At 41.1% G+C, this 22,280-nt stretch carries 19 protein-coding genes; 8 read left to right on the forward strand and 11 right to left on the reverse strand.

Annotated features, from left to right (window positions below; translation table 11 throughout):
• From ccoS to ettA, 7 genes are all read right to left on the reverse strand, one after another.
• Positions 1-161: cbb3-type cytochrome oxidase assembly protein CcoS (gene ccoS / locus G5B30_RS16225; RefSeq protein WP_165321061.1), on the reverse strand; the 161-nt coding region annotated here is incomplete at its 3' end.
• Positions 162-196: 35 nt separating this feature from the next.
• Entirely contained in the window at positions 197-2,602 is a 2,406-nt protein-coding gene (locus G5B30_RS16230; protein WP_165321062.1) for a heavy metal translocating P-type ATPase, read from the reverse strand.
• 31 nt (positions 2,603-2,633) lie between these two features.
• On the reverse strand, positions 2,634-3,989 hold the full coding sequence (hemN, locus tag G5B30_RS16235) for an oxygen-independent coproporphyrinogen III oxidase (RefSeq protein WP_165321063.1): 1,356 nt from the start codon (positions 3,987-3,989) through the stop codon (positions 2,634-2,636).
• A gap of 3 nt (positions 3,990-3,992) precedes the next feature.
• Entirely contained in the window at positions 3,993-4,424 is a 432-nt protein-coding gene (locus G5B30_RS16240; protein ID WP_165321064.1) for a lactate dehydrogenase, read from the reverse strand.
• A gap of 124 nt (positions 4,425-4,548) precedes the next feature.
• Complete coding sequence (locus tag G5B30_RS16245; protein ID WP_165321065.1) at positions 4,549-5,610, reverse strand: response regulator; 1,062 nt, start codon at positions 5,608-5,610, stop codon at positions 4,549-4,551.
• A gap of 7 nt (positions 5,611-5,617) precedes the next feature.
• Positions 5,618-6,802, reverse strand: a complete 1,185-nt coding sequence (locus G5B30_RS16250; protein ID WP_165321066.1) for a PAS domain-containing sensor histidine kinase — start codon at positions 6,800-6,802, stop codon at positions 5,618-5,620.
• Positions 6,802-8,484, reverse strand: a complete 1,683-nt coding sequence (ettA, locus tag G5B30_RS16255; protein WP_165321067.1) for an energy-dependent translational throttle protein EttA — start codon at positions 8,482-8,484, stop codon at positions 6,802-6,804. Before ettA ends, G5B30_RS16250 begins: the two co-directional genes overlap by 1 nt.
• Before the next feature lie 255 nt (positions 8,485-8,739).
• Here ettA and G5B30_RS16260 point away from each other — a divergent pair, with 255 nt between their 5' ends.
• Positions 8,740-11,289, forward strand: coding sequence for an ATP-dependent Clp protease ATP-binding subunit (locus G5B30_RS16260; RefSeq protein ID WP_165321068.1), 2,550 nt, complete (start codon positions 8,740-8,742; stop codon positions 11,287-11,289).
• Positions 11,290-11,354: 65 nt separating this feature from the next.
• Here G5B30_RS16260 and metA read toward each other — a convergent pair whose 3' ends face one another.
• A complete protein-coding gene (metA, locus tag G5B30_RS16265) occupies positions 11,355-12,299 on the reverse strand; it encodes a homoserine O-succinyltransferase (RefSeq protein ID WP_165321069.1) in 945 nt (314 codons plus the stop codon).
• A gap of 92 nt (positions 12,300-12,391) precedes the next feature.
• Positions 12,392-12,859, reverse strand: a complete 468-nt coding sequence (locus G5B30_RS16270; RefSeq protein ID WP_165321070.1) for a hypothetical protein — start codon at positions 12,857-12,859, stop codon at positions 12,392-12,394.
• Between the two features lie 194 nt (positions 12,860-13,053).
• On the opposite strand from G5B30_RS16270, the gene rpsL reads away from it, so the two are divergent.
• The 5 genes from rpsL (at position 13,054) to G5B30_RS16295 (ending at position 18,047) form a co-directional block, all read left to right on the forward strand.
• Positions 13,054-13,458: a 30S ribosomal protein S12 gene (gene rpsL, locus G5B30_RS16275; RefSeq protein ID WP_039053486.1), complete on the forward strand. Its 405-nt coding sequence runs from the start codon at positions 13,054-13,056 to the stop codon at positions 13,456-13,458.
• Positions 13,459-13,477: 19 nt separating this feature from the next.
• Positions 13,478-13,945, forward strand: coding sequence for a 30S ribosomal protein S7 (gene rpsG / locus G5B30_RS16280; protein ID WP_165321071.1), 468 nt, complete (start codon positions 13,478-13,480; stop codon positions 13,943-13,945).
• A gap of 134 nt (positions 13,946-14,079) precedes the next feature.
• Positions 14,080-16,203, forward strand: coding sequence for an elongation factor G (fusA, locus tag G5B30_RS16285; RefSeq protein ID WP_165321072.1), 2,124 nt, complete (start codon positions 14,080-14,082; stop codon positions 16,201-16,203).
• Positions 16,204-16,270: 67 nt separating this feature from the next.
• Positions 16,271-16,576, forward strand: coding sequence for a 30S ribosomal protein S10 (gene rpsJ / locus G5B30_RS16290; RefSeq protein WP_165321073.1), 306 nt, complete (start codon positions 16,271-16,273; stop codon positions 16,574-16,576).
• 160 nt (positions 16,577-16,736) lie between these two features.
• Positions 16,737-18,047, forward strand: a complete 1,311-nt coding sequence (locus tag G5B30_RS16295; RefSeq protein ID WP_165321074.1) for a sensor histidine kinase — start codon at positions 16,737-16,739, stop codon at positions 18,045-18,047.
• 63 nt (positions 18,048-18,110) lie between these two features.
• On the opposite strand, the gene G5B30_RS16300 is transcribed toward G5B30_RS16295, so the two are convergent.
• Positions 18,111-18,746, reverse strand: coding sequence for an outer membrane beta-barrel protein (locus tag G5B30_RS16300; RefSeq protein WP_165321075.1), 636 nt, complete (start codon positions 18,744-18,746; stop codon positions 18,111-18,113).
• Positions 18,747-19,007: 261 nt separating this feature from the next.
• Here G5B30_RS16300 and G5B30_RS16305 point away from each other — a divergent pair, with 261 nt between their 5' ends.
• On the forward strand, positions 19,008-19,436 hold the full coding sequence (locus tag G5B30_RS16305; protein ID WP_165321076.1) for a tail fiber domain-containing protein: 429 nt from the start codon (positions 19,008-19,010) through the stop codon (positions 19,434-19,436).
• A 99-nt stretch (positions 19,437-19,535) separates the two neighbouring features.
• On the opposite strand, the gene G5B30_RS16310 is transcribed toward G5B30_RS16305, so the two are convergent.
• Complete coding sequence (locus G5B30_RS16310) at positions 19,536-20,570, reverse strand: porin (protein ID WP_165321077.1); 1,035 nt, start codon at positions 20,568-20,570, stop codon at positions 19,536-19,538.
• A gap of 363 nt (positions 20,571-20,933) precedes the next feature.
• Here G5B30_RS16310 and G5B30_RS16315 point away from each other — a divergent pair, with 363 nt between their 5' ends.
• On the forward strand, positions 20,934-22,238 hold the full coding sequence (locus G5B30_RS16315; RefSeq protein WP_165321078.1) for an ammonium transporter: 1,305 nt from the start codon (positions 20,934-20,936) through the stop codon (positions 22,236-22,238).
• Positions 22,239-22,280 lie beyond the last annotated feature (42 nt).

Below are 22,280 nucleotides of genomic sequence, written 5' to 3' on the forward strand. Positions count from 1 at the left end.
ACTCTTGTTTTGTCCTTCTCGGCTTCGTCGTCAAATAAAATACGTATAGAAGGGGTATAGGTATCTTCATGTTGCCCTGTCTTATTGGCCCAGAAAAATGCAACCAAAAAAATCAAAGCAATAAAAACGCTACAACCGATCAATAAAAATATAATGTTCATTCTTCAAAAATATTGCGACTTATACCCTATTGCCCTCAATCGTTATTCATAAGTTTTCTTCGTTTCGCGTACCATCGTACCATCAAACTGGTAAAAGAAATAATGGTGAAAGTACTGCTAGGCATGAGTATCGCCGCAAATAAGGGAGACATAGTACCCTGCACAGCAAAACTTAGACCGATAATATTATAAAGCAACGATATGACAAAGCTCATCTTAATAACTTTAACCGCATCTTTACTAAATGCAAAAAATTGCGGCAGCTTATGGAATGAAACGCCATCCAAAATCGCGTCACACCCTGGCGAAAAGTTGTTAATATCGTCCGAAACAGCAATACCGATATCCGCCTTCTTCAACGCCCCCGCATCATTTAGTCCATCACCGAACATACACACTTTCTTTCCCTTTTGTTGCCAGTCATCGATTTTCAGGAGTTTATCCTTCGGATTTTGGTTAAATAGTAAGTTCGAATCCGTTGGGAATATCATGCGGAGGGTTTCAGCTCTACGTTCATTGTCACCCGATATCAAATGCAGCTCATAATCCTTTTTCGTCAAACTCACCACAACTTCATTCAGCCCTTTACGCCAGGATTGTTCCAACGTAAAGCTTCCTCTAATTTCGTTATTTATTTTAACATATACCACGGACCCTTCGATATTAGTCTGCTGCACGCCTACAAACGAAGCACTTCCAATTTGTATATCATAGTCTCCATATCGGGCAGACTGTCCTTTACCTACCACTTCTTCATAATCTTCGATACCCAATGTTTCATCTTCTCCCACCCATTTTATAATTTCTCGGCTTAGGGGATGATTCGAATTCCTGCATACGGAGAAAATCAACTTTTTGTCGAGGGCGGAAAACTGTCCGTCAAAATACATGGTCGCTGCATTAGGAGAAGATATGGTCCCTGTTTTGTCGAAAACAACGGTATCAATAGCTGCCATCTGTTCAATCGCCGACGTATTCTTGATATACAGCTTATTCTTATCGAATATACTCAATGCAGCAGAGAGTGTGAAGGGAGAGGTCAATGCCAATGCACAGGGACAAGCAATTATCAAAACCGCTGTAAAGGCCGCCCAAGCTTTATCTACCTGCCCCCCTGTTGCCCAAAAAATAGCAGCCAATAGTGCTATAGTAAGCAATCCTATCGTAAAATATTTACTGATGAACCCAACGAACGTGTTGAATTTCTTTGCATAGGTCTTAAAATGTTCATTATTCCAGAGCTTTGTCAGATGACTTTGCGAAACAGGTTTTACGACTTCCATTTCAATCGCTTCCCCAATTTGTCTTCCTCCGGCATAAATAATTTCACCCATTACTTTGTCGACAGGCCTGCTCTCTCCTGTCACGAAGCTAAAGTCTATGGAAGCCACGCCTTTCAGCAAAATTGCATCCGCAGGCACAATTTCATTGTTCCGTATCAGGATACGATCTCCGACTTTTAAATCTGCAATTTGCGTAGGGCGATCTCCACTTTCACCCAATACCGTTACCGCCACTGGAAAGTAGGACCGATAATCCCGTTCGAAAGAAATATAATGATAAGTGCGCTGTTGCACCCATTTTCCGATCAGGATAAAAAACACCAGACTACAAAGTGTATCGATAAATCCAGCCCCGGTCTGGGTCAATATTTCAAATGCCGATCGAAAAAACAATACAAATATGCCCAGCGCCAAAGGCACGTCGAGATTCAGCTGCTTTTGCTTCAAGCTATGCCAAGCGGACTTGAAATACTCGGAAGCACTGTATACCAATACCGGAATACCAAAGGCCAAATTCATGTACCCAAAGAATGCCGCATACTGTTGTTCGAACGCCGCCATCCCAAAATATTCCGGAAAGCTAATCATCATGGAATTACCAAAACAAAAGCCTGCCACGGTAATCTTCGCCACAAGTCCTTTCTGATTGATTTTTTTGCTTTCTTTGACCACGTCCTGCAACGTGATTTTTGGATCATAACCAATATGATGTAGCAGGCTTACCAATCCGCGCAAGGTGATTTCATCTCGACGAAACGTAATGCTGGCCTGCTTTTTCATAAAATCTACCTGTGAAGATTGGACCGCGGGATTTAATTTATAAAGATGTTCCAAAAGCCAGATACAGGAACTGCAATGTATCGCCGGGATGTAGAACGTCATCATGGCCATGGTGTCATCCTGATAATCCACCAGCTTTGCAACAATATTAGGTTCATCCAGATAAGATAAATCTTCTTTTTGCATTTTTTGTGACTTCCCCGGATGTGTATTATATTTATAATAGCTATGCAGGTTGTTCTCCTGTAATATCTGATATACAGTCTGGCATCCTAAACAACAAAATTTATGGTCATCGAAGATATAAGAAGTCTCTTCCACCGCATCTCCACAATGGTAACATATCTTCTCCGCAATGATATATTCTGATTCTGGCATATCACTATTGATTATCTAATCCTCACCCGTGCTAAATTGCCTGACTAAATAAGTTATCGTCTTCCTTACTGGCGTGCAAACGTTCGTCAAATGCCATACAAATATTGCGTAGGAAAGATTTCCCCAACTCTGTTGCGATCACTTCCTCATGATCTATCACGATTAAGCCATCAGTCTTAAGAGGCAACAAGCGTTTCAAAATAGCCGCATTTAACGCAAATCCGTTCTTCATGGTCACTTTTCCCCGGCACATCATATCCAGTATATATTGGCGAATAACCGTATCGGTTTCATTTAGTAAATGTCCTTTGACCACCGGCAACTTTCCGGCAGCAAGCAAGGCGTGATATTCTTCTACGGTCTTGACGTTCTGTGCGAAGGCGGTCCATATATCGCTAATCGACGATACCCCGAGTCCGATAAGCAAAGGTGTATATTTATCGGCATAACCCATAAAATTCCGATGCAGTTTACCTTGTTGCGCTGCTCTAAATAAAGCATCATTCTCTTTCGCAAAATGATCCATACCGACGTCCTGATACCCTGCTTCCTGAATCATCGCCTTACCAAGCTTGTACAGGTTCAACTTCTCCTCTCCTTTTGGCAAATCATCTTCTGTAAACCGCCGTTGTCCGGGTTTGATCCAGGGCACATGTGCATAGCTATAAAAGGATATACGATCGGGAGACAACTGTAGTGAGTGCTCCATTGTCGTACGCACTGAATCTGCGGTTTGTAATGGCAGTCCATAGATTAAATCAAAATTGATCGATTCATACCCAATTTCTCTCGCACTGCACATCACGCGCTGTACATCCTCAACAGTCTGGTGTCGATTGATAATGAACTGCACGCGTTTATCAAAATCTTGTATACCTAAGCTCAGCCGTCTAAAACCCACCTCATATAGCGTCTGTAGATGTTCCGCCGTAGTATTCGCCGGGTGTGCCTCGAAGGAAAACGATGCCTCTTCCGCTATCACATGTCCTTCCAGAAGGGCCGACAGCAAGCGATGGAGATTATCCGGATGGAAAAAAGTCGGTGTACCTCCTCCTAAATGGACTTCGGCAATGTTCAGTTGTTTTTCGGGAAGAATATCTTTATACATTTCCCACTCCACCAGCAGTGAATCGATATAGGGTTCTTCTACTTTATGATTTTTTGTGATCCGTGTATTGCAACCACAGTAGGTGCACAAGCTTTCACAGAATGGTAGATGAATATAGATACTTATCCCCTTTTCGGGCGAATATTGATAGTTTTGTAGCAATCTGCTTTTCCATTCGTCCGGACTGAAACGTTCATTTTCCCAAAAAGGGACTGTAGGGTAACTGGTATAGCGTGGAGCTGCAACGTTATACTTTGAGATCAGCGCATTTATTTCCATAGCTTATCCGTTTTTTACTCTTTTATTTTGATTGAGGCAGTTTATAGTACATTGACAAGCTAATCCTAGACACTTATCATCGCCCCATTGATTTAGATTCCGAATAGCCTGATGGGCCCTACCCAATGCGCTCTGATCCTCAAATGGCGTATTGGCGATATGAATTCCCAATTCGCCTGCATATAAAATATCGATGTGATTTAGAGAAATTGATCGTGTAATGATTTTTTTTACACCTATATTCCAGAGTTTATCCAACAGTTTTCTATCCAAGACATCACGTTCTGATACCATGACAACCTCCTTTCCAACGGCATAATGAAGCGTTTCCTCCTTCAGCCCGTTGGAAATTAATGTCAGGTCATGAACTTTAGCATTGGCCAAAGCAAGCTGTTCTTTCTCAAACTCCCGGATATTGTATGCTACGACTCTCATGTATGCCTCAGATTTCGCAAAATCTTGTTCAAATCTAAGGCGCTATGTGTTATTTAATTATGTAGGTGGTCAGCTTAATATATGATATGTATCACAAATACTGTGAGTAAGGGATTACTAAATACTATTGTTTGATATTTTTTAATTTGTCGATCGAAAAAATCCGGATGGCATTCCCTTCTTTTATAATCAGTTTCTCATCTTTAAAATCGGCAAGCATTCTACTGATTGTCTCATTCGCCGTTCCTGCTAAGGCCGCAAGATCATCCCGGGAAACGCGAATGACCACTTCATCTTGTTCTGCTTTTTCGATCGTCTTTAAGGCCACGTTAACTAAGGAATTGGCCACTCGCTTTCTTACGGTATCGTAGGCAAACCCCAACATCTGCTCCTCTTTCTCTTTGACGTTTCCCGAAAGCATTTTGATAAATTTGTTCGCTATCCCCGGCTTTTTGTACATCAATTCAAAAAAGTTTTCTTTCGGTATCAGAGCCACCTCCGAATCTTCCAACGCAATGGCGTTATCGGTATATTTCTTATTCAACAAGACCGATTCGTAACCCAGATATTGCTGGTCAATATGAATGCCGGTCGATAACTCTCGTCCATCCTGATAATATAAAAATGTACGGACTTTGCCTGTCTTGATGTAATAAACAAAAACCGGATTATCGCCAACTTCATAAATCAGCTGCTTCTTCTTAAACGTCTTTATCCGGGTTTGTTCAACCAGGTCGGTAAGCAGGTAATCCTGTTCCTCTCCGTTAAAATTCAAAAATCCCATATTTTCGGGAGCCACTTGTAGCTTATCCCATCGGCGCAACCTGCTTTCAATAGCATTCAACAGTTCGATATCATCAAAAGGCTTGATCAGGTAATCATCGGCTCCCATTTCCATGGCTTTTCGTATATCCGAGCGTTCGGACTTTGCAGTAAGAAAAACGAAGGGAATATGCGATGTATTTTCAAACTTATTGAGCATGTACAACACCCCGTAGCCATCAAGCTCCGGCATCATAATATCACATAAGATCAGATCAGGCTGATGTTTGATGGCCATCTCAACACCTACTTTTCCATTTTCTGCTGCGATAACCTCGTAGCTACCTGTCAGATCTAAGATTTCTTGTGTACTTTCCCTGATTTCAAAGTTATCCTCAATAATGAGAATTGTCCGTTTTTTCATGAATATACTATTGTGTGAAACTCATTTTTAACATTGTCCCTTCGTTAACGGCCGACCAATATTGAAGTTCTCCCCCCATGAGCGAAACATATCTCTTGACAATATTCAGCCCAAGTCCTGTTCCCGGAATATTGCCGGTATTATTTGCCCGGAAGAATGGCTCGAATAAGTTTACCTGATCTTCTTCGGGTATACCAATACCATTATCCTTGACCATGACGGTACATTTATCGCCGTTGATCTCCGTTGAAAATTCGATAAACGTATCCTCTCCGGAATATTTTATGGCATTGGAAATTAAATTTATAATGCTGCTTTTCAACAAGTGTGCATCGAGTACAAATTCCGCATTTTGTCCGGTATGCTGATAGACAATATGTTGATTTTTTTTGCAGATCAATTGCATTTCTTCTGCTATCTCTTCGCCTAAGTGGACCAGATTGATCCGATCTTTTTTGACGGCTACCACGCCAGCTTCCAACTTTTCCAACGACAGAAAATCATTCAGAATACTATTCAATAATTGGACAGCTCCACGGATTCGCGCCGTGTGCCTCATCACCGATTCAAAATCGGGGCGTTCTATATATTTGTCAATCAAAGAAGCTGAAAGCTGTACCGAGCTCAAGGGTGTACGAAACTCATGGGAAGCCATGGATACAAATCGGGATTTCAGTTGATTGAGTTCTTTTTCTTTTTCCAGGGAATTGCTTACTTCTGCTTTTGCCTTTTCGAGTTCGGATACCAGTGAAATCAAATCTTTCGTGCGTTCTCGCACAATTTCCTCCAACTCCATAGTATGGGTCAACAGCTGTGATTCGGCTTCTTTTTCTTTTGTCAGGTCATGCACGAAACCGGTAAAAATATTCTTATCCTGATAAAACACCTCACTTACTGCCAGACGAAAAGGAAAAGTCGTACCATCTTTACGTAGCCCTTTCACCTCTCTGCCTATACCGATAATTTTCTTTTTACCTGTTGTCTTATAATTGTGTATATAACCATCGTGCTGACTTTTGTATGGCTCAGGCATCAGCATCGATATGTTATTACCGATGACTTCACCAGGCTCATATCCAAACAAGGCGAGGGCTGCCGGATTAATACTCTCAACGATACCCATATTATCAATGGTAATGATACCATCAATAGCGGTATCTATAATAGCTTCTAATAGTCTGGCTGAATCCATTATCGAACTAATTTTTTGTATTTTATCCGCTTCGGCCCCGTATCGCCCAGTCTCTTCTTCTTATTTTCTTCGTATTCCGAATAGTTACCTTCAAAGAAGTAGACCTGCGAATCGCCTTCAAAAGCGAGGATATGCGTACAAATGCGATCCAAGAACCATCTGTCGTGGGAAATAATCACAGCACAGCCGCCAAAGTTTTCCAGCCCTTCTTCCAGTGCCCGTAAGGTATTCACATCGATATCATTCGTTGGCTCATCCAACAGCAATACATTTGACGATTTTTTCAACGTGATTGCTAAATGTACACGGTTGCGTTCTCCTCCCGATAAAACACCGACTTTCTTCTGCTGATCTGCGCCATTGAAATTAAACTTGGAGACATAGGCTCTGGAGTTGGTCATCCGATTACCCAGCATGATATTGTCCTGCCCGTCGGTAATATTCTCCCATACCGATTTCTCGGGATCGAGATCGTCATGCAACTGATCCACGTAACCCAATACTACAGTCTCTCCTACGTGGAAAGTTCCGGTATCCGGCTGCTCCTGCCCCGTTATCAAACGGAACAGGGTAGTTTTACCAGCACCGTTCGGCCCTATAATACCTACGATTCCTGCGGGTGGCAACGAAAAACTCAAGTTTTCAAATAAGATACGGTCGCCGTATGATTTTGAAATGTTCTCCGCTTCTATCACCTTATTTCCTAAACGCGGACCGGGGGGAATGAAGAGCTCCAACTTTTCTTCGCGTTCCTTGGTCTCTTCGGAAGCTAATTTTTCATAATTGTGCAAACGCGCTTTAGATTTTGCATGCCGGGCCTTCGGAGCCATTCTCACCCACTCCAGCTCCCGCTCCAGTGTCTTTTGCCGTTTGGTCTCCTGCTTTTCCTCCATCGCCAGACGTTTAGCCTTTTGGTCCAGCCAAGAGGAGTAATTGCCTTTCCATGGAATACCTTCACCACGATCGAGCTCCAATATCCATCCCGCTACGTTATCCAGAAAGTAACGGTCGTGGGTCACCGCAATGACAGTGCCTTTATAATGCTGTAAGTGTTGCTCCAACCAATCTATCGATTCTGCATCCAGGTGGTTTGTCGGTTCATCCAATAGCAACACGTCCGGCTCCTGCAATAAGAGACGACATAATGCCACGCGGCGACGTTCCCCTCCTGACAAATTGGCAATTTGCACATCAGGCTCCGGGCAACGCAACGCATCCATAGCCCGTTCGAGCTTAGAATCCAATTCCCAAGCTTGCGTAGCATCGATTTTATCCTGCAACTCCCCTTGGCGTGTCAACAGTTTATCCATCTCATCGGCATTCTCGTACACTTCCGGTAATCCGAATTTTTCATTAATCTCCTCGTACTCCTGGAGCAATGCCGTAATCTCCGCTACCCCTTCTTCAACAATCTCCCGAACTGTCTTTTCGTTGTCCAATTCGGGCTCCTGCGCAAGATAGCCTACGGAATATCCGGGGGAGAATACCACTTCGCCTTGATAAGATTTATCCAGCCCAGCTATAATTTTTAATAGGGACGACTTCCCCGATCCGTTCAAACCAATGACGCCTATCTTGGCCCCATAGAAAAACGACAAATAAATATTTTTTAAAACCTGCTTTTGTGGCGGGTAAACTTTGTTTACGCCTGCCATTGAAAAGATAATTTTCTCGTCTGACATATATCCTACAACCTGTTCTTTCTAATAAATTTCCCTTTAGCTCAAAGATATTAAAAGATATTAAATTCTACGCGAAATAAAACACATTGTAGCCGAATGTAGCACTTCTACGTTATCTTACCACTGCCATTTTGGCCATAAAAACTTGTGGCGTAATTGTTGATAAATTATATTGAAATAATAAGTCGGGATTTCTAATAATTTCATACATTTATAACATCCTTAGACTCATTTTAAGAAAGAAAGGTAATTTACATGGAAGCAAAATTCTCACCAAGAGTAAAAGATGTGATATCCTATAGCCGGGAGGAAGCCTTAAGACTTCGCCATGATTACATTGGCACGGAGCATCTTTTGCTGGGATTGATCCGAGAAGGTGATGGCGTAGCGATTAAGATTCTTAAAAATCTAAATATAGAGGTCGGAGCGATTCGTCAGTCTATCGAAGATGCCGTAAAAGCAGCTTCGGTCTCAAGAGCCCCTATTGGCAATATGCCTTTGACAAAGCAAGCCGAGAAAGTACTCAAAATCACTTATTTAGAAGCAAAGATATTCAAGAGCGACATTATTGGCACGGAGCATCTTTTATTAGCTATTTTACGTGATGAAGACAACATCGCCTCGCAAATCCTCCATCAGTACAACATCACTTACGATCTGTTCAAGAATGAGGTAGAGCAAAACAAAACGTCAATTACGGACGAAGCTCCTGGCTCGTCGACACCTGACGATGATTATGCTGAAGAAGAAAGCTTTTCTGCGCCCAAGAAGGTATCTGACATCAAATCCAAAACCCCGGTATTGGATAATTTTGGACGGGACCTGACGCGAGCTGCGGAAGATGGGAAATTGGACCCTATTGTTGGTCGTGAAAAGGAAATTGAGCGTGTGTCCCAAATCTTATCACGCCGTAAAAAGAACAACCCTATACTTATCGGTGAACCGGGCGTAGGTAAATCTGCAATTGCCGAGGGATTAGCGTTACGGATTGTTCAGCGTAAGGTATCGCGTGTATTGTTCAACAAGCGGGTCGTGACATTAGACTTAGCATCCCTTGTTGCGGGCACAAAATATCGTGGACAGTTTGAAGAGCGGATGAAAGCCGTCATGAACGAGCTGGAAAAATCGCCTGATGTTATTCTCTTTATTGATGAGATTCACACGATCGTTGGAGCCGGAGGAGCTTCAGGTTCCTTAGATGCCTCCAATATGTTCAAGCCGGCATTAGCACGGGGGGAAATCCAATGTATTGGTGCGACCACGTTGGATGAATATCGTCAGTTTATCGAGAAGGATGGCGCACTGGATCGTCGTTTTCAAAAGGTCATGATAGAACCGGCGTCACACGATGAGACGATTGAAATCCTGAACCGCATCAAGGATAAATATGAAGAGCATCATAATGTTATATATACACCTGAAGCGATTGAAGCGTGTGTAACACTCACGACACGGTATATTACCGACCGCTTTTTACCGGATAAGGCTATAGATGCATTAGATGAAGCAGGATCTCGGGTACATCTGACCAATATTCACGTTCCGCAATCTATTCTCGACATCGAAGAAAAGATTGAAGATGTCAAAGTCGAGAAAAATAAGGTGGTTCGTTCGCAAAAATATGAAGAAGCTGCTAAGCTAAGAGATACCGAGAAAAAATTGCTCGAAGAATTGGAGCGTGAAAAAACAGCATGGGAAGCGGAGACGAAAACAAAACGTTATACCGTCAGCGAAGACAATGTAGCGGAAGTTGTGTCTATGATGACAGGTATTCCGGTGCAACGCGTAAACCAGACAGATAGCCAAAAGCTGTTGAATATGGGCGAACTGATGAAAGGCCGTATTATCGGTCAGGATGATGCCGTTCAAAAATTGGTAAAAGCAATCCAACGCACACGTGCCGGCTTAAAAGACCCGAAGAAACCTATAGGCTCCTTTATCTTTTTAGGACCTACAGGTGTAGGTAAGACTGAGTTGGCAAGAGAGGTCGCCCGATTTATGTTTGATTCGGAAGATTCACTGATTCAGGTGGACATGAGCGAGTACATGGAGAAATTCGCTGTTTCACGTTTGGTCGGTGCGCCTCCGGGATATGTCGGCTATGAAGAAGGTGGTCAGTTGACGGAAAAAGTTCGCCGTAAGCCTTATTCAGTTGTACTATTGGATGAAATAGAAAAAGCACACCCGGATGTATTCAACTTATTGCTTCAAGTGCTGGACGAAGGTCAGCTTACAGACAGTCTCGGGCGTAAGGTGGATTTCCGAAACACCATTATCATCATGACCTCTAATATTGGCGCACGCCAATTGAAAGAGTTCGGTCAAGGTGTCGGCTTTACGACGACAGCGAAAGAGACGCAAGCGGATGCACATTCCAGAGGCGTGATCGAAACGGCATTAAAGCGGGCTTTTGCACCTGAGTTTTTGAATCGTGTGGATGATGTCATTGTTTTCAATTCGTTAACCAAAGAACATATCTTCAAAATCATTGACATTGAATTAAGATCACTGTTTGCGCGTATTGAAACACTCGGTCATAGTGTTCAACTCACGGAAAAAGCGAAAGAATATATCGCAGAGAAAGGATACGATAGCAACTTTGGTGCCCGTCCTTTGAAACGTGCTATTCAAAAACACCTTGAAGATCCTATTGCAGAGGAGATTTTAAGAGGAGAGCTGCAACCTAACGCTACTATCACAGTTGATTTTGATGAGGAAAAGAAAGAAATCGTCATCAAGGGGCAAAACGCAGATAACACAGACGATTCCGTTTCTTCTGATGTACGTGACGGAAAAAAAGAATAAAATAAAAATAAATTAATTAACGGATGAAAAGAGAGGCTCACTGTATGACAGGAGCCTCTTTATTTTTAACTGTGGTGCTTTATTTCACCCAACTTAGCTACTTCTTGCAGATCAAAAGGTGTTTCCTGATAGACGAAGTAATTGAGCCAATTGTTAAACAATAGATTGGCATGGCTCGCCCAACGCACAAGCGGCGGATTACTCGGATTATCTCCTTTATAATAATTCTGAGGCTTATTCAAAAGGAGCCCTTTCTCTACATCACGTTGATATTCTTCGTGAAGCGTAAGCGGTGCATATTCCGAGTGACCTGTCAGGTAAAACTCACGTCCTCCCCGAGAGGCAACAATAGCGACTCCGGCATCATCAGATTCGGATAGAATTTCAATCTCTCCTTTAGCTTTTAAATCGGCTTTCCGAATTGTCGTATGTCTGCTATGCGGAATAAAAAATTCATCGTCAAAACCTCTAAACAAGAGATTCCTCTTATCAGTGGCCGTATGTTTGAATACACCAAATAATTTCTTATCCAATGGTACTTTCTCTACGCCATAAAAATGATAAAGGGCAGCTTGGGAAGCCCAACAAATATATAGTGTAGAAGTAACGTGCGTCCTGGCCCAATCGAAGATAGTCGTAATTTCGTCCCAGTAGGTAACTTCTTCAAATCGGATCATTTCTACCGGCGCACCTGTAATGATCATACCGTCGTAAAAATTCTCCTTTATTTCGGAGAAGCCTTTATAAAACAACTCCAAATGCTCTTCCGGCGTATTTTTAGGGGTATGCGTTTCTAACCTTAAAAACTCCACTTCTACCTGTAAGGGGTTGTTCGAAAGCAGTCTTATGAAGTCCGTTTCTGTGGATATTTTTATCGGCATCAGATTCAGGATAAGCAAACGCTGTGGACGAATATCCTGTGAGTTGGCCCGTAGGTCATTCATCACGAATATATTTTCCTTCTTTAAAAGCTCTATGGCTGGCAGATTATCTGGTATCTTGACTGGCATAACTATTTCCCTTACCCTCCTTTAAAATGTAGTGCAAAAATAAAAAGAATAAACGGGAATTAAAAAAGATGACTTTCCCAATCCATCCCTTGTTAATCCAATCTGATCATATTTCCAACGACATAATTGTGCATAGCAATCCCCTCATCTTTTGTAATTGTCTTATTTACATGATGGACAACTTCACCGTCTTCTTCTATTTTAATGGAAACTGTGTATGAATTATCTTCCACAGCCGACGCTGCTACTGCAATAGTTGCAGACTCTACATCTACAGCTTCACCGATATAAGTCGTGGTGCCTGATAGAAAGTCATCGTTATCAAGCTCGATATCCGAATGTGCTTCCATCATCTGATCGTTTACTTTCCATGACAATTTCTTTTCACTGCGATCTCTCCCAAAGAAACTAATATAGAATGAATCTTCTTGTTCAATACCTTCTACAGTTACGGTGACCTTAACACCAGAAACTTTATCCCCACCGTCTTCATCCTTCGAACATCCTGAAATAACCAATGTCACTATAGACAGCAAAAAAATAAGAGATTTAATTTTCATATGTATAAAGTTTTAATTTATTTTTCTCAACCTGAGAATCCTCCATGTAGCTACCGAAAAAACCGATACTAAAAGAGAAAGGCAAAACTACTAAAAAGTATTTAGTACTAACTGTTTAGAGTTCAAAATATTCTTTATATCTTTGCGGACTTTAAAAAATTAATTTTAAACAATTAAAAAAGAGAAACAGGTAAATGCCTACTATTCAACAATTAGTTAGAAAAGGTAGAGTAGCTCTGGTAGACAAGAGTAAGTCTCCAGCGTTGGACTCATGTCCACAGCGAAGAGGTGTATGTACACGTGTATATACTACTACCCCTAAAAAACCAAACTCAGCAATGCGTAAAGTAGCTCGTGTCCGTTTGACAAACGGTAAAGAGGTGAATGCTTACATCCCTGGTGAAGGTCACAACCTACAGGAGCACTCTATCGTATTAATCCGTGGTGGTCGTGTGAAAGATTTGCCAGGTGTTCGTTACCACATCATTCGTGGTGCATTGGATACCTCAGGTGTTGCAGGTCGTAACCAACGTCGTTCAAAATACGGAACTAAGCGTCCTAAACCAGGACAAGCAGCTCCGGCAAAAGGTAAGAAATAATTAAACGGAGGAAAATAAAATGAGAAAATCAAAACCAAAAAAGAGAATCATTTTACCTGATCCAAAGTTTAATGATGTTCAGGTAACTCGCTTTGTAAACAATATGATGGTAGATGGAAAGAAATCTATCGCTTATTCTATTTTTTACGATGCCGTAGAATTGGTCGAGCAAAAAACACAAGAGAACGGTTTAGAGGCATGGAAAAAAGCATTGAATAATGTGATGCCTGCTGTAGAGGTTAAGTCTCGCCGTGTTGGTGGAGCTAACTTTCAGGTGCCTATGGAAGTCCGCCCGGAGCGTAAAATTGCTTTAGGTATGAAATGGATGATTTCATACGCTCGTAAACGTGGTGAAAAGACCATGCACGAAAAATTAGCAGGCGAAATCATTTCAGCCTCCAAAGGCGAAGGTGCTGCCGTGAAGAAGAAAGAAGATACGCATAAAATGGCAGAAGCCAACAAAGCGTTCTCACACTTCAGATTCTAATCTTGAACAAAGAATCCACATATGAATAGAACTACACCGACTTCAGATAATTGAAAATTTTCATTATCCAGGTCGGTGTAGTTCTTTCAAAGATGGCATAACAAAAAGCTCAAAAAGCAAATTGCAACAATAAAATGGCAAAAGATTTAAATTTAGTAAGAAATATTGGTATCGCTGCCCACATCGATGCCGGTAAAACTACAACTACAGAACGTATCTTATTCTACTCTGGTGTAAACCATAAGTTAGGAGAAACGCACGAAGGTTCTGCGACAACAGACTGGATGGCGCAAGAGCAAGAGCGTGGTATCACGATTACGTCTGCAGCTGTAACCGTATTCTGGAACTACCGTAATAAAAAATATCAGGTAAACGTAATCGATACTCCGGGACACGTTGACTTTACCGTAGAGGTAAACCGTTCGTTGCGTGTATTGGATGGTTTGGTATTCTTGTTTTCAGCGGTTGACGGTGTAGAGCCTCAATCGGAGACAAACTGGCGCTTAGCCGATGGTTATAAAGTACCCCGCATTGGTTTCGTCAACAAAATGGACCGTTCGGGTGCTGACTTCCTTAAGGTTGTAAAACAAGTAAAGGACATGCTTGGCTCTGAAGCTGTAGCATTACAGTTGCCTATCGGTGCTGAAGATGATTTTAAAGGCGTCGTTGACTTGATCAACAACCGTGGTATGGTATGGAACGAAGCAGATAAAGGCATGACCTTTACCGAGGTTCCTATCCCTGACGATATGGTGGATGAGGTTGCCGAATACCGTGAGAAATTATTAGAAGCGGTGGCTTCTTATGATGAATCATTGATGGAGAAATTCTTCGATGATCCAAACTCCTTGACCGAGCGTGAGATATTAGATGCTTTGCGTAAAGCAGTATTAGATAACGCTATCGTTCCTATGGTTTGTGGTTCATCCTTCAAAAACAAAGGTGTGCAGACCATGCTTGACCTTGTCATGGAATTACTACCTTCACCGTTGGATATTGAAGCGGTTAAAGGAACTGATCCCCGCAATGATGCTGAAATCGAACGTAAACCTTCTGAATCAGAGCCTTTCGCAGCATTAGGTTTCAAAATCGCTACAGACCCCTTCGTAGGCCGTCTATGTTTCGTACGTGCATATTCAGGTGTATTAGAAGCCGGTTCTTATGTCTTAAACACGCGTTCGGGCAACAAAGAGCGTATATCCCGTATCTTCCAGATGCACGCCAATAAACAAAATCCGATCGAGCGTATCGGTGCGGGTGATATTGGCGCTGTGGTAGGTTTCAAAGATATCAAAACAGGTGATACGCTTTGTGACGAGAAAAACCCTATTGTTCTTGAGTCTATGGTATTCCCTGAACCTGTTATCGGTTTGGCTATCGAGCCAAAAACCCAGGCAGATGTGGACAAACTGGGCATAGGTCTTGGCAAGCTGGCAGAAGAGGACCCTACATTTGTTGTGAAAACGGATGAAGATACTGGTCAAACCGTTATCTCAGGTATGGGTGAACTTCACTTAGACATTTTGATTGACCGTTTAAAGCGCGAATTCAAAGTTGAAGTGAACCAAGGAGCTCCTCAGGTAGCTTACAAAGAATCTATCAACGGTAGCACTGAACACCGTGAAGTATACAAAAAACAATCTGGTGGCCGTGGTAAATTCGCCGACATCAAAGTTGTTGTATCTCCGGTAGATGAAGATTTCGAAGCAACGAAATCACCACTTCAGTTTGTCAACGAAATCGTTGGGGGTGCTATCCCTAAGGAATATATCCCTTCTGTACAAAAAGGATTCGAAGTGTCGATGAGCAACGGTGTATTGGCAGGTTATCCGCTATCAGGCATGAAAGTTCGTTTGATCGATGGATCTTTCCACGCGGTGGATTCAGATTCGCTATCTTTTGAGCTAGCAGCTAAGATGGCATATCGTAATGCATTACCTAAATGTTCGCCTGTATTGATGGAGCCTATCATGAAGATAGAAGTCTTGACACCAGAAGAAAACATGGGGGATGTTATGGGTGACTTAAACCGCCGTCGTGGTCAAATGCAAGGTCTAGACACACGTGGTGGTGCACAAGTAATCAAAGCTACTGTTCCCCTTTCGGAGATGTTCGGCTATGTGACTCAGTTACGTACCATTACGTCCGGACGAGCAACCTCTACCATGGAGTTTGACCATTATGCGGAAGCTCCACGTAATATACAAGATGAGGTCGTTGCTAAATCTAAAGGCAGGGTCAAATCAATAGAAGAATAATTAATACTTAATTGACCGTTGGTTATAAATAGCTCTAATCAACGGTCTTTACTTTAAATAAAACACAATGAGCCAAAGAATTCGAATCAAATTGAAATCTTACGATTACAATTTAGTTGACAAATCAGCTGAAAAAATCGTAAAAACCGTAAAACCTACAGGTGCAGTAGTTAGTGGTCCTATTCCATTGCCTACACAGAAAAAAATCTATACGGTATTACGTTCACCACACGTCAACAAAAAAGCACGTGAACAATTTCAACTCTGCTCCTACAAGAGATTGTTGGATATCTATTCCTCCAATTCAAAAACTGTTGATGCACTGATGAAATTAGAATTACCATCAGGCGTTGAAGTTGAAATCAAAGTGTGATAGCATTTCTTTTTAAAAAAACGGGGTCTTTTCAACTGAAGAGACCCCGTTTTTTTTCTACTTTATACAAAACTGCTATATCCTAAAAACAGATGGTTTTTTATTCGTAATTTTAACAGCTGTTTACCTTGTAAAGCCAGACCCAAAAATTGAACCCGAGATGAAAAAATTATGGCGGTACTGTAAAGTCTTAGAATCCATAGGTATACATTCGGGTATATCTTATCTTGATGGCAAGAAGGTCAGGATGCTAAACTTGATTGCATGGATCTGTATACCATTTACTTTTTTCTTTTCCTGTGTAAACTGGTATGAGGGCAGGCATTTTTTATCAGCTATCAATGCATCGAACTTTATTGCTTCTGTTCTTGTGCTCATCCTTCATCACTATCGCCACTATGCTAGTTCAAAGTTAGTTTTGACTTTTGGTAATTTTTTATTTTTCTTTCTGGGAGGGTTCTTTTATGACAACGGAGGAGAATACTTCCTCCTAAGTACACTTATTGTGGTCTTGCTGGTTTATGATAAAAAGTGGATACAAATAAGTTCAGGCATTCTCATCCTCTCCGCGATGTTCATAGTCGCTTTTTTTCCGAATCCATTATTTTTTGAGCAACAGGTACCTGCTGCTCGAATTTTCTTTAATTTCATCGGATCGGTCTCCTTTATCATTGTCGTCGTCGTTTTTTTTAAAAATATTCAGCTTAGCTACCAAGACAAAATTCAAGAGCAGCATGCTAAACTCAAGGAGATGAACAATGCCATGGAAAATATCTTTTCCATCATCGCCCACGATATCCGGAGTCCGCTGATATCCGTGCAAGATATGCTTTCTCTATTCCAAGAAGATATTATTAACGAGCAGACAATGAAGACGCATGCTCATGTTATCAAAAATCGGATATCGCATCTTACAGAAGCATTAGACAACCTGCTCAAATGGAGTGCACGCAATATCCATGGTCTTAAAGCTCACCGTACCAACGTCTCCGTCGCATCCACTATCAAGGAAGTGTTACAACTTTTAGCACCGCAAGCTAGTCAGAAGAAAATTACACTACAAGAGGAAATCGATCGAAACCTGATTGTCCATGTGGATAAGGATCAAATCACTATGATTTTGCGAAATATTATCAGCAACGCCATAAAATATAGTTTTTTTGGGGAGACTGTCATCATTTCTGCCAAAAATATTCAAGGACAAGCTGTGATTACGATCGAAGACAATGGTATAGGTATGACAAAAGATAAGTTAGCTCAGTTGTTCAAAAACTTACAAATTCCAACTATTGGAACAGACGGTGAGCGCGGGAGTGGCCTTGGTCTTTTACTCTGTAAGGAGCTGTTGACCGAAAATGGCGGAAATTTCAATATTACCAGTCAACCCAATACCGGTTCGACATTTACGATCACGTTGCCCTTGAAAAAGAGCAAACCGCTGCAATTGGAAGTTTCCACATTGGAGCAATAAATTTGGACATCAAAAGGAAAGGGCAGCCTTTTGAGCCACCCTTATACCCTAACAACTTTAACCTTAGAATTTGAAAGTCAAGCCAAATTGACCTGAATTAAAGAAATTCTCAAAGCTGTTCAGATTTACATTAAAGCCAGTAGTAGCTTTTGCACCATCGACATCAACTTTTGAACTATTGAAACCGATAACGTTAGCAAATTTATAATTAACAGCAATTTTGTCTGTTAAGAAGAACTGTGCACCGATACCCGCATTAGCTCCAAAACCGCTAATTTTTGGATCTTTTACTGATGAACCAGCAGTAACAGTTTCTCCATTTTCAGACTCATAACCAGCAGCAACTTCAGCATAAGTCTTGAAGCGCGACCCAAGTTCTAAGAAATAATAACGACCGAAAGCACCGATATCAAATGTACTTGCTTTTTCTTGAATATCTACGCCTTCCCCATAATTGTCTTCATTACTAGTTCCAACTTTAGCAAAAATACCCACAGCAATTTTGTCCGTTACAAAATAACCAACTTGTGGATTAAAGTTAAAATTAGTCGTCTTAATTTCAGCATTTTTGTTATCTTGAGTGTTGAAACCCAAGTTGCCTTCTACGATGAAGTTTCCTTTGTCAAAACCAAATTCTTGTGCGTTTGACGCTAATGCTAATCCTGCTACTGCAGTCATTGTAAGTAATAATTTTTTCATACTCTTTTTTATTTTTTTGTTAAATAATGCCCAAAACTAACCTTTTAAAACAAAAAGTCAAAAGTTAAAATATCATATAAAAGTCAATAAATTACCACGCTATTTATTTCAATTGACAATCAGCCTTTTATCTCCATTTATTTTTGAAAATCTTCTATTAATTAGAAAACACTATTTTATTTCTTTGATGAATTAAATATATTAGCCAACACGAAGGAGCTTACGAACGAAGCCTTTACGCCCATATTTAAAAATAACAAAATGAAATTTTCAAAACACACTGCAATCATCGCGTTTTCTGTAATCATTGGTCTATCAACGGTAAATGCCCAACTCCTGAATGAACATGAATTAAAAATCAACATACAGGATATCCGCAATTCTACGGAACAACTTAAGAAGCTGACGCCTATCACCTTTGACTACGATACGAAAAAATTCAACAAACTCAATTTGCCTCAGGGAAATCAATATGGTTTTTTGGCAAGTAATGTCAAAAGCATCTTGCCTGACATCGCCATGCAATCGTCACAAGTCTACTCCTTAGGAAAGAACACCACGAAAACGGCTAGATACGATAGTGTAGACTCTGAAAGTTTAATTCCTTTATTAGTTGCGGCGATCAAGGAGCAACAGCAACAAATAGAATCGCTACGGAAAGAATTAGAGGCATTAAAAGAGAAGGAGTAGCCTACAAAGGAAAAAAAGAGATGTCTCCTGCATTTGCCTTTAACAAACATAGGAAACATCTCTTCATCTGTGACTTGAAGCGCAAGGATTTAGCGTAGGCTAAAACGCGTACACCAGTGCCAGGGAAACCTGAGAAGCGCTCTTAGTTGTTGTACCGTCCTTTTTTAAAAACAGCGGTTGGTCATTGCTATCCAAGCGAAATTCCGGGATCAATGTCAGCCCCCCATGTTTAAGATTAGCCGATAAAGTAACAGTCGTATAAGCTTCTCCTGCCACACCTTCCACATCCTTAATTTTAAAGTATTCCCCTCTTATACCTAATCCGATATTTTCAGAAACATTATATTTCGGATAAAGAGCAACACCGCTATATCCCCCCTCAGCCGCCTGTGTATAATCAGCAGCATTCAGTCCAAGAGAAAACTTATCCGATACATCATAGCTTGCCACTAGATCGACCAAAGTTCCCGAAGTATAGTCCGTTTCACCCCCCGCAGCTGTTCCAGTCAGAAAATTCACATAGGTGCTAAGGCCCTCCACAGGTGAAACAAATAACTGCGCTCCCACATGAGATAAGCCGTTCAAATCTTGATATACATTCCAATCATTGAATAACCCAGCCATTAACGACACCTTGTCCGAAAATGAATAAGTCGCTTTTACACCCGCATTTTGAAACGGCCCTGCTCCAAATAAGTACGAAGTGGAATAGTGGAAATTAGCTGCGGGGGAAATGACCTCATATCCAACAAAAGTCCCCATATATCCCGCGGTCATATTGAACTTATCCGTAAAATCATACGAGGCATACAAATTCTGAATGTGAAAGGAATTCGAATTATCGTTAGCATCCCCCGTCGGCAGGGTGAGATACTGCCCACGAGGACCAAAAGACAGTTCCCCCACAAATGTTGCTTTACCGGTTACCTTCTTTAAGCCCAGTGCCAACATACCTAAAGAAAGCGAATTCTGGTCGTTAGCAAAATAGGTATTGATATTGGGCTGCTCCGCAAAATCATACTTCCAGTATGCATCTGCATAACCAGATATCTCCAAAGGAGAGGAAGACTCCTGACTATAAGCAAAAAAATAAGATAAAAAGAGATAAGAAAAGATTAAAAAAGAAGATTTCATAACGATTTACATTTAAAATTAACACTAAACAATTAAAATTAGCGCATTTAAAAATCTAAAAAACAAAATAATCGATCATAAAAGCTAAAATAACAACAAACAAATAACAACAATAACAATAAATGACACAAAAATCATTATATAGATAATAAATACAACACAATTGTAGTAATTATTTTATTAAAAACAATAAAAAATCTAATTTTAAATGATAAAAACATAAAAATTATCAGATAATATTTATATTTTTTAGTTTTTTATCGTAAAAAATTGATAAAATGAAAAAATAAATACCAATATTTGTACACAACAACAAAACAAAAGCTAAAAACAACTGAATTTTTTAACTAAATCAGAAAAAAAATGAAAAAAACCTTACCTTTTGGCCTTTTATTACTTATAGTTTTAATAGGTCTAATCGTTCCCGCAACTGTCACCACCCATGTGACAGATGTTACACTCGATACAGGCGATACGGCCTGGCTACTTATGTCTGCAGCACTCGTCCTTCTCATGACGCCTGGGCTTGCCTTCTTTTATGGAGGCATGGTTAGAAAGAAAAATGTTATTTCGACGATGTTACAAAGTTTTGTCTGTATGGGACTGATTACCATCATCTGGGTAGTCTTCGGTTTCAGCCTGGCATTTGGAGACGATATAGGTGGTATAATCGGCAATCCATCTACTTTCTTTATGATGAAAGGTATGCTCGGAAATAATGCATGGGCTGCATTACCCACTGTCCCGATTGCCCTATTTGCCATGTTTCAGCTTAAATTTGCCGTTATCACTCCAGCTCTCATTACAGGGGCTTTTGCAGAGCGTATAAAATTCAATGCTTACCTGATATTTATCACCCTGTTTGTGCTTGTAATTTATGCACCGTTAGCACATGCTACTTGGCATCCAGATGGTATCTTAGCAACAATGGGTGTCTTAGACTTTGCAGGAGGCACTGTCGTACACATGTCAGCAGGCTGGGCAGCCTTAGCATCTGCTCTTTACCTGGGTAAAAGAAAAGAGCAAACACACACGCCAGCACGGATCAGCTATGTTATCTTGGGTACAGGCTTATTATGGTTTGGCTGGTTTGGCTTTAACGCCGGTTCTGCGGGCGGAGCAAATGAACTTGCAGCTTCCGCATTTGCTACAACAACCACTGCTTCAGCTGCCGCTGCCATAGGGTGGATTTTTTTCGATATCCTGAAAGGACAGAAGCCGTCAGCAATGGGTGCCTGTATCGGTGCCGTTGTTGGCTTAGTCGCTATTACTCCGGCAGCGGGTTTTGTCACCATTCCTCATTCACTCGTTATTGGTGTGGTTGCTGCAGTGATTAGTAATTTAGTCGTGATATGGCGAACAAAAAAGGGTATCGATGACACCTTAGACGTATTTCCTTGTCACGGAGTCGGCGGAATGGTGGGTATGCTCCTAACCGCTGTGTTTGCACACAGCAGTGTCAATTCCGCTGTAACAACCAACGGTCTTTTCTTCGGGGAGACAGGTTTGTTCACGGCACATCTCATTGCTCTTGTAGGCGCATCTGCATTCGCATTCTTTGGTTCTCTTCTACTGCTCAAGATCACAGATCTGATTACACCCTTACGTGTTACCGAACAAGAAGAACTTGTGGGACTGGATATGAGCCAGCATGACGAAGAATTATAAATAGCTTACTCCCTTAACATCTATTTATTGCGGAAGGCGGTG

Source organism: Sphingobacterium sp. SGG-5 (assembly GCF_011043525.1).
Lineage (GTDB): Bacteria > Bacteroidota > Bacteroidia > Sphingobacteriales > Sphingobacteriaceae > Sphingobacterium.

Bases quoted from the DNA above. Each gene is read 5' to 3' on its own strand.
- G5B30_RS16230 (WP_165321062.1), bottom strand. From the start codon at position 2,602: ATGCCAGAATCAGAATATATCATTGCGGAGAAGATATGTTACCATTGT.
- hemN (WP_165321063.1), bottom strand. From the start codon at position 3,989: ATGGAAATAAATGCGCTGATCTCAAAGTATAACGTTGCAGCTCCACGC.
- G5B30_RS16240 (WP_165321064.1), bottom strand. From the start codon at position 4,424: ATGAGAGTCGTAGCATACAATATCCGGGAGTTTGAGAAAGAACAGCTT.
- G5B30_RS16245 (WP_165321065.1), bottom strand. From the start codon at position 5,610: ATGAAAAAACGGACAATTCTCATTATTGAGGATAACTTTGAAATCAGG.
- G5B30_RS16250 (WP_165321066.1), bottom strand. From the start codon at position 6,802: ATGGATTCAGCCAGACTATTAGAAGCTATTATAGATACCGCTATTGAT.
- ettA (WP_165321067.1), bottom strand. From the start codon at position 8,484: ATGTCAGACGAGAAAATTATCTTTTCAATGGCAGGCGTAAACAAAGTT.
- G5B30_RS16260 (WP_165321068.1), top strand. From the start codon at position 8,740: ATGGAAGCAAAATTCTCACCAAGAGTAAAAGATGTGATATCCTATAGC.
- metA (WP_165321069.1), bottom strand. From the start codon at position 12,299: ATGCCAGTCAAGATACCAGATAATCTGCCAGCCATAGAGCTTTTAAAG.
- G5B30_RS16270 (WP_165321070.1), bottom strand. From the start codon at position 12,859: ATGAAAATTAAATCTCTTATTTTTTTGCTGTCTATAGTGACATTGGTT.
- rpsL (WP_039053486.1), top strand. From the start codon at position 13,054: ATGCCTACTATTCAACAATTAGTTAGAAAAGGTAGAGTAGCTCTGGTA.
- rpsG (WP_165321071.1), top strand. From the start codon at position 13,478: ATGAGAAAATCAAAACCAAAAAAGAGAATCATTTTACCTGATCCAAAG.
- fusA (WP_165321072.1), top strand. From the start codon at position 14,080: ATGGCAAAAGATTTAAATTTAGTAAGAAATATTGGTATCGCTGCCCAC.
- rpsJ (WP_165321073.1), top strand. From the start codon at position 16,271: ATGAGCCAAAGAATTCGAATCAAATTGAAATCTTACGATTACAATTTA.
- G5B30_RS16295 (WP_165321074.1), top strand. From the start codon at position 16,737: ATGAAAAAATTATGGCGGTACTGTAAAGTCTTAGAATCCATAGGTATA.
- G5B30_RS16300 (WP_165321075.1), bottom strand. From the start codon at position 18,746: ATGAAAAAATTATTACTTACAATGACTGCAGTAGCAGGATTAGCATTA.
- G5B30_RS16305 (WP_165321076.1), top strand. From the start codon at position 19,008: ATGAAATTTTCAAAACACACTGCAATCATCGCGTTTTCTGTAATCATT.
- G5B30_RS16310 (WP_165321077.1), bottom strand. From the start codon at position 20,570: ATGAAATCTTCTTTTTTAATCTTTTCTTATCTCTTTTTATCTTATTTT.
- G5B30_RS16315 (WP_165321078.1), top strand. From the start codon at position 20,934: ATGAAAAAAACCTTACCTTTTGGCCTTTTATTACTTATAGTTTTAATA.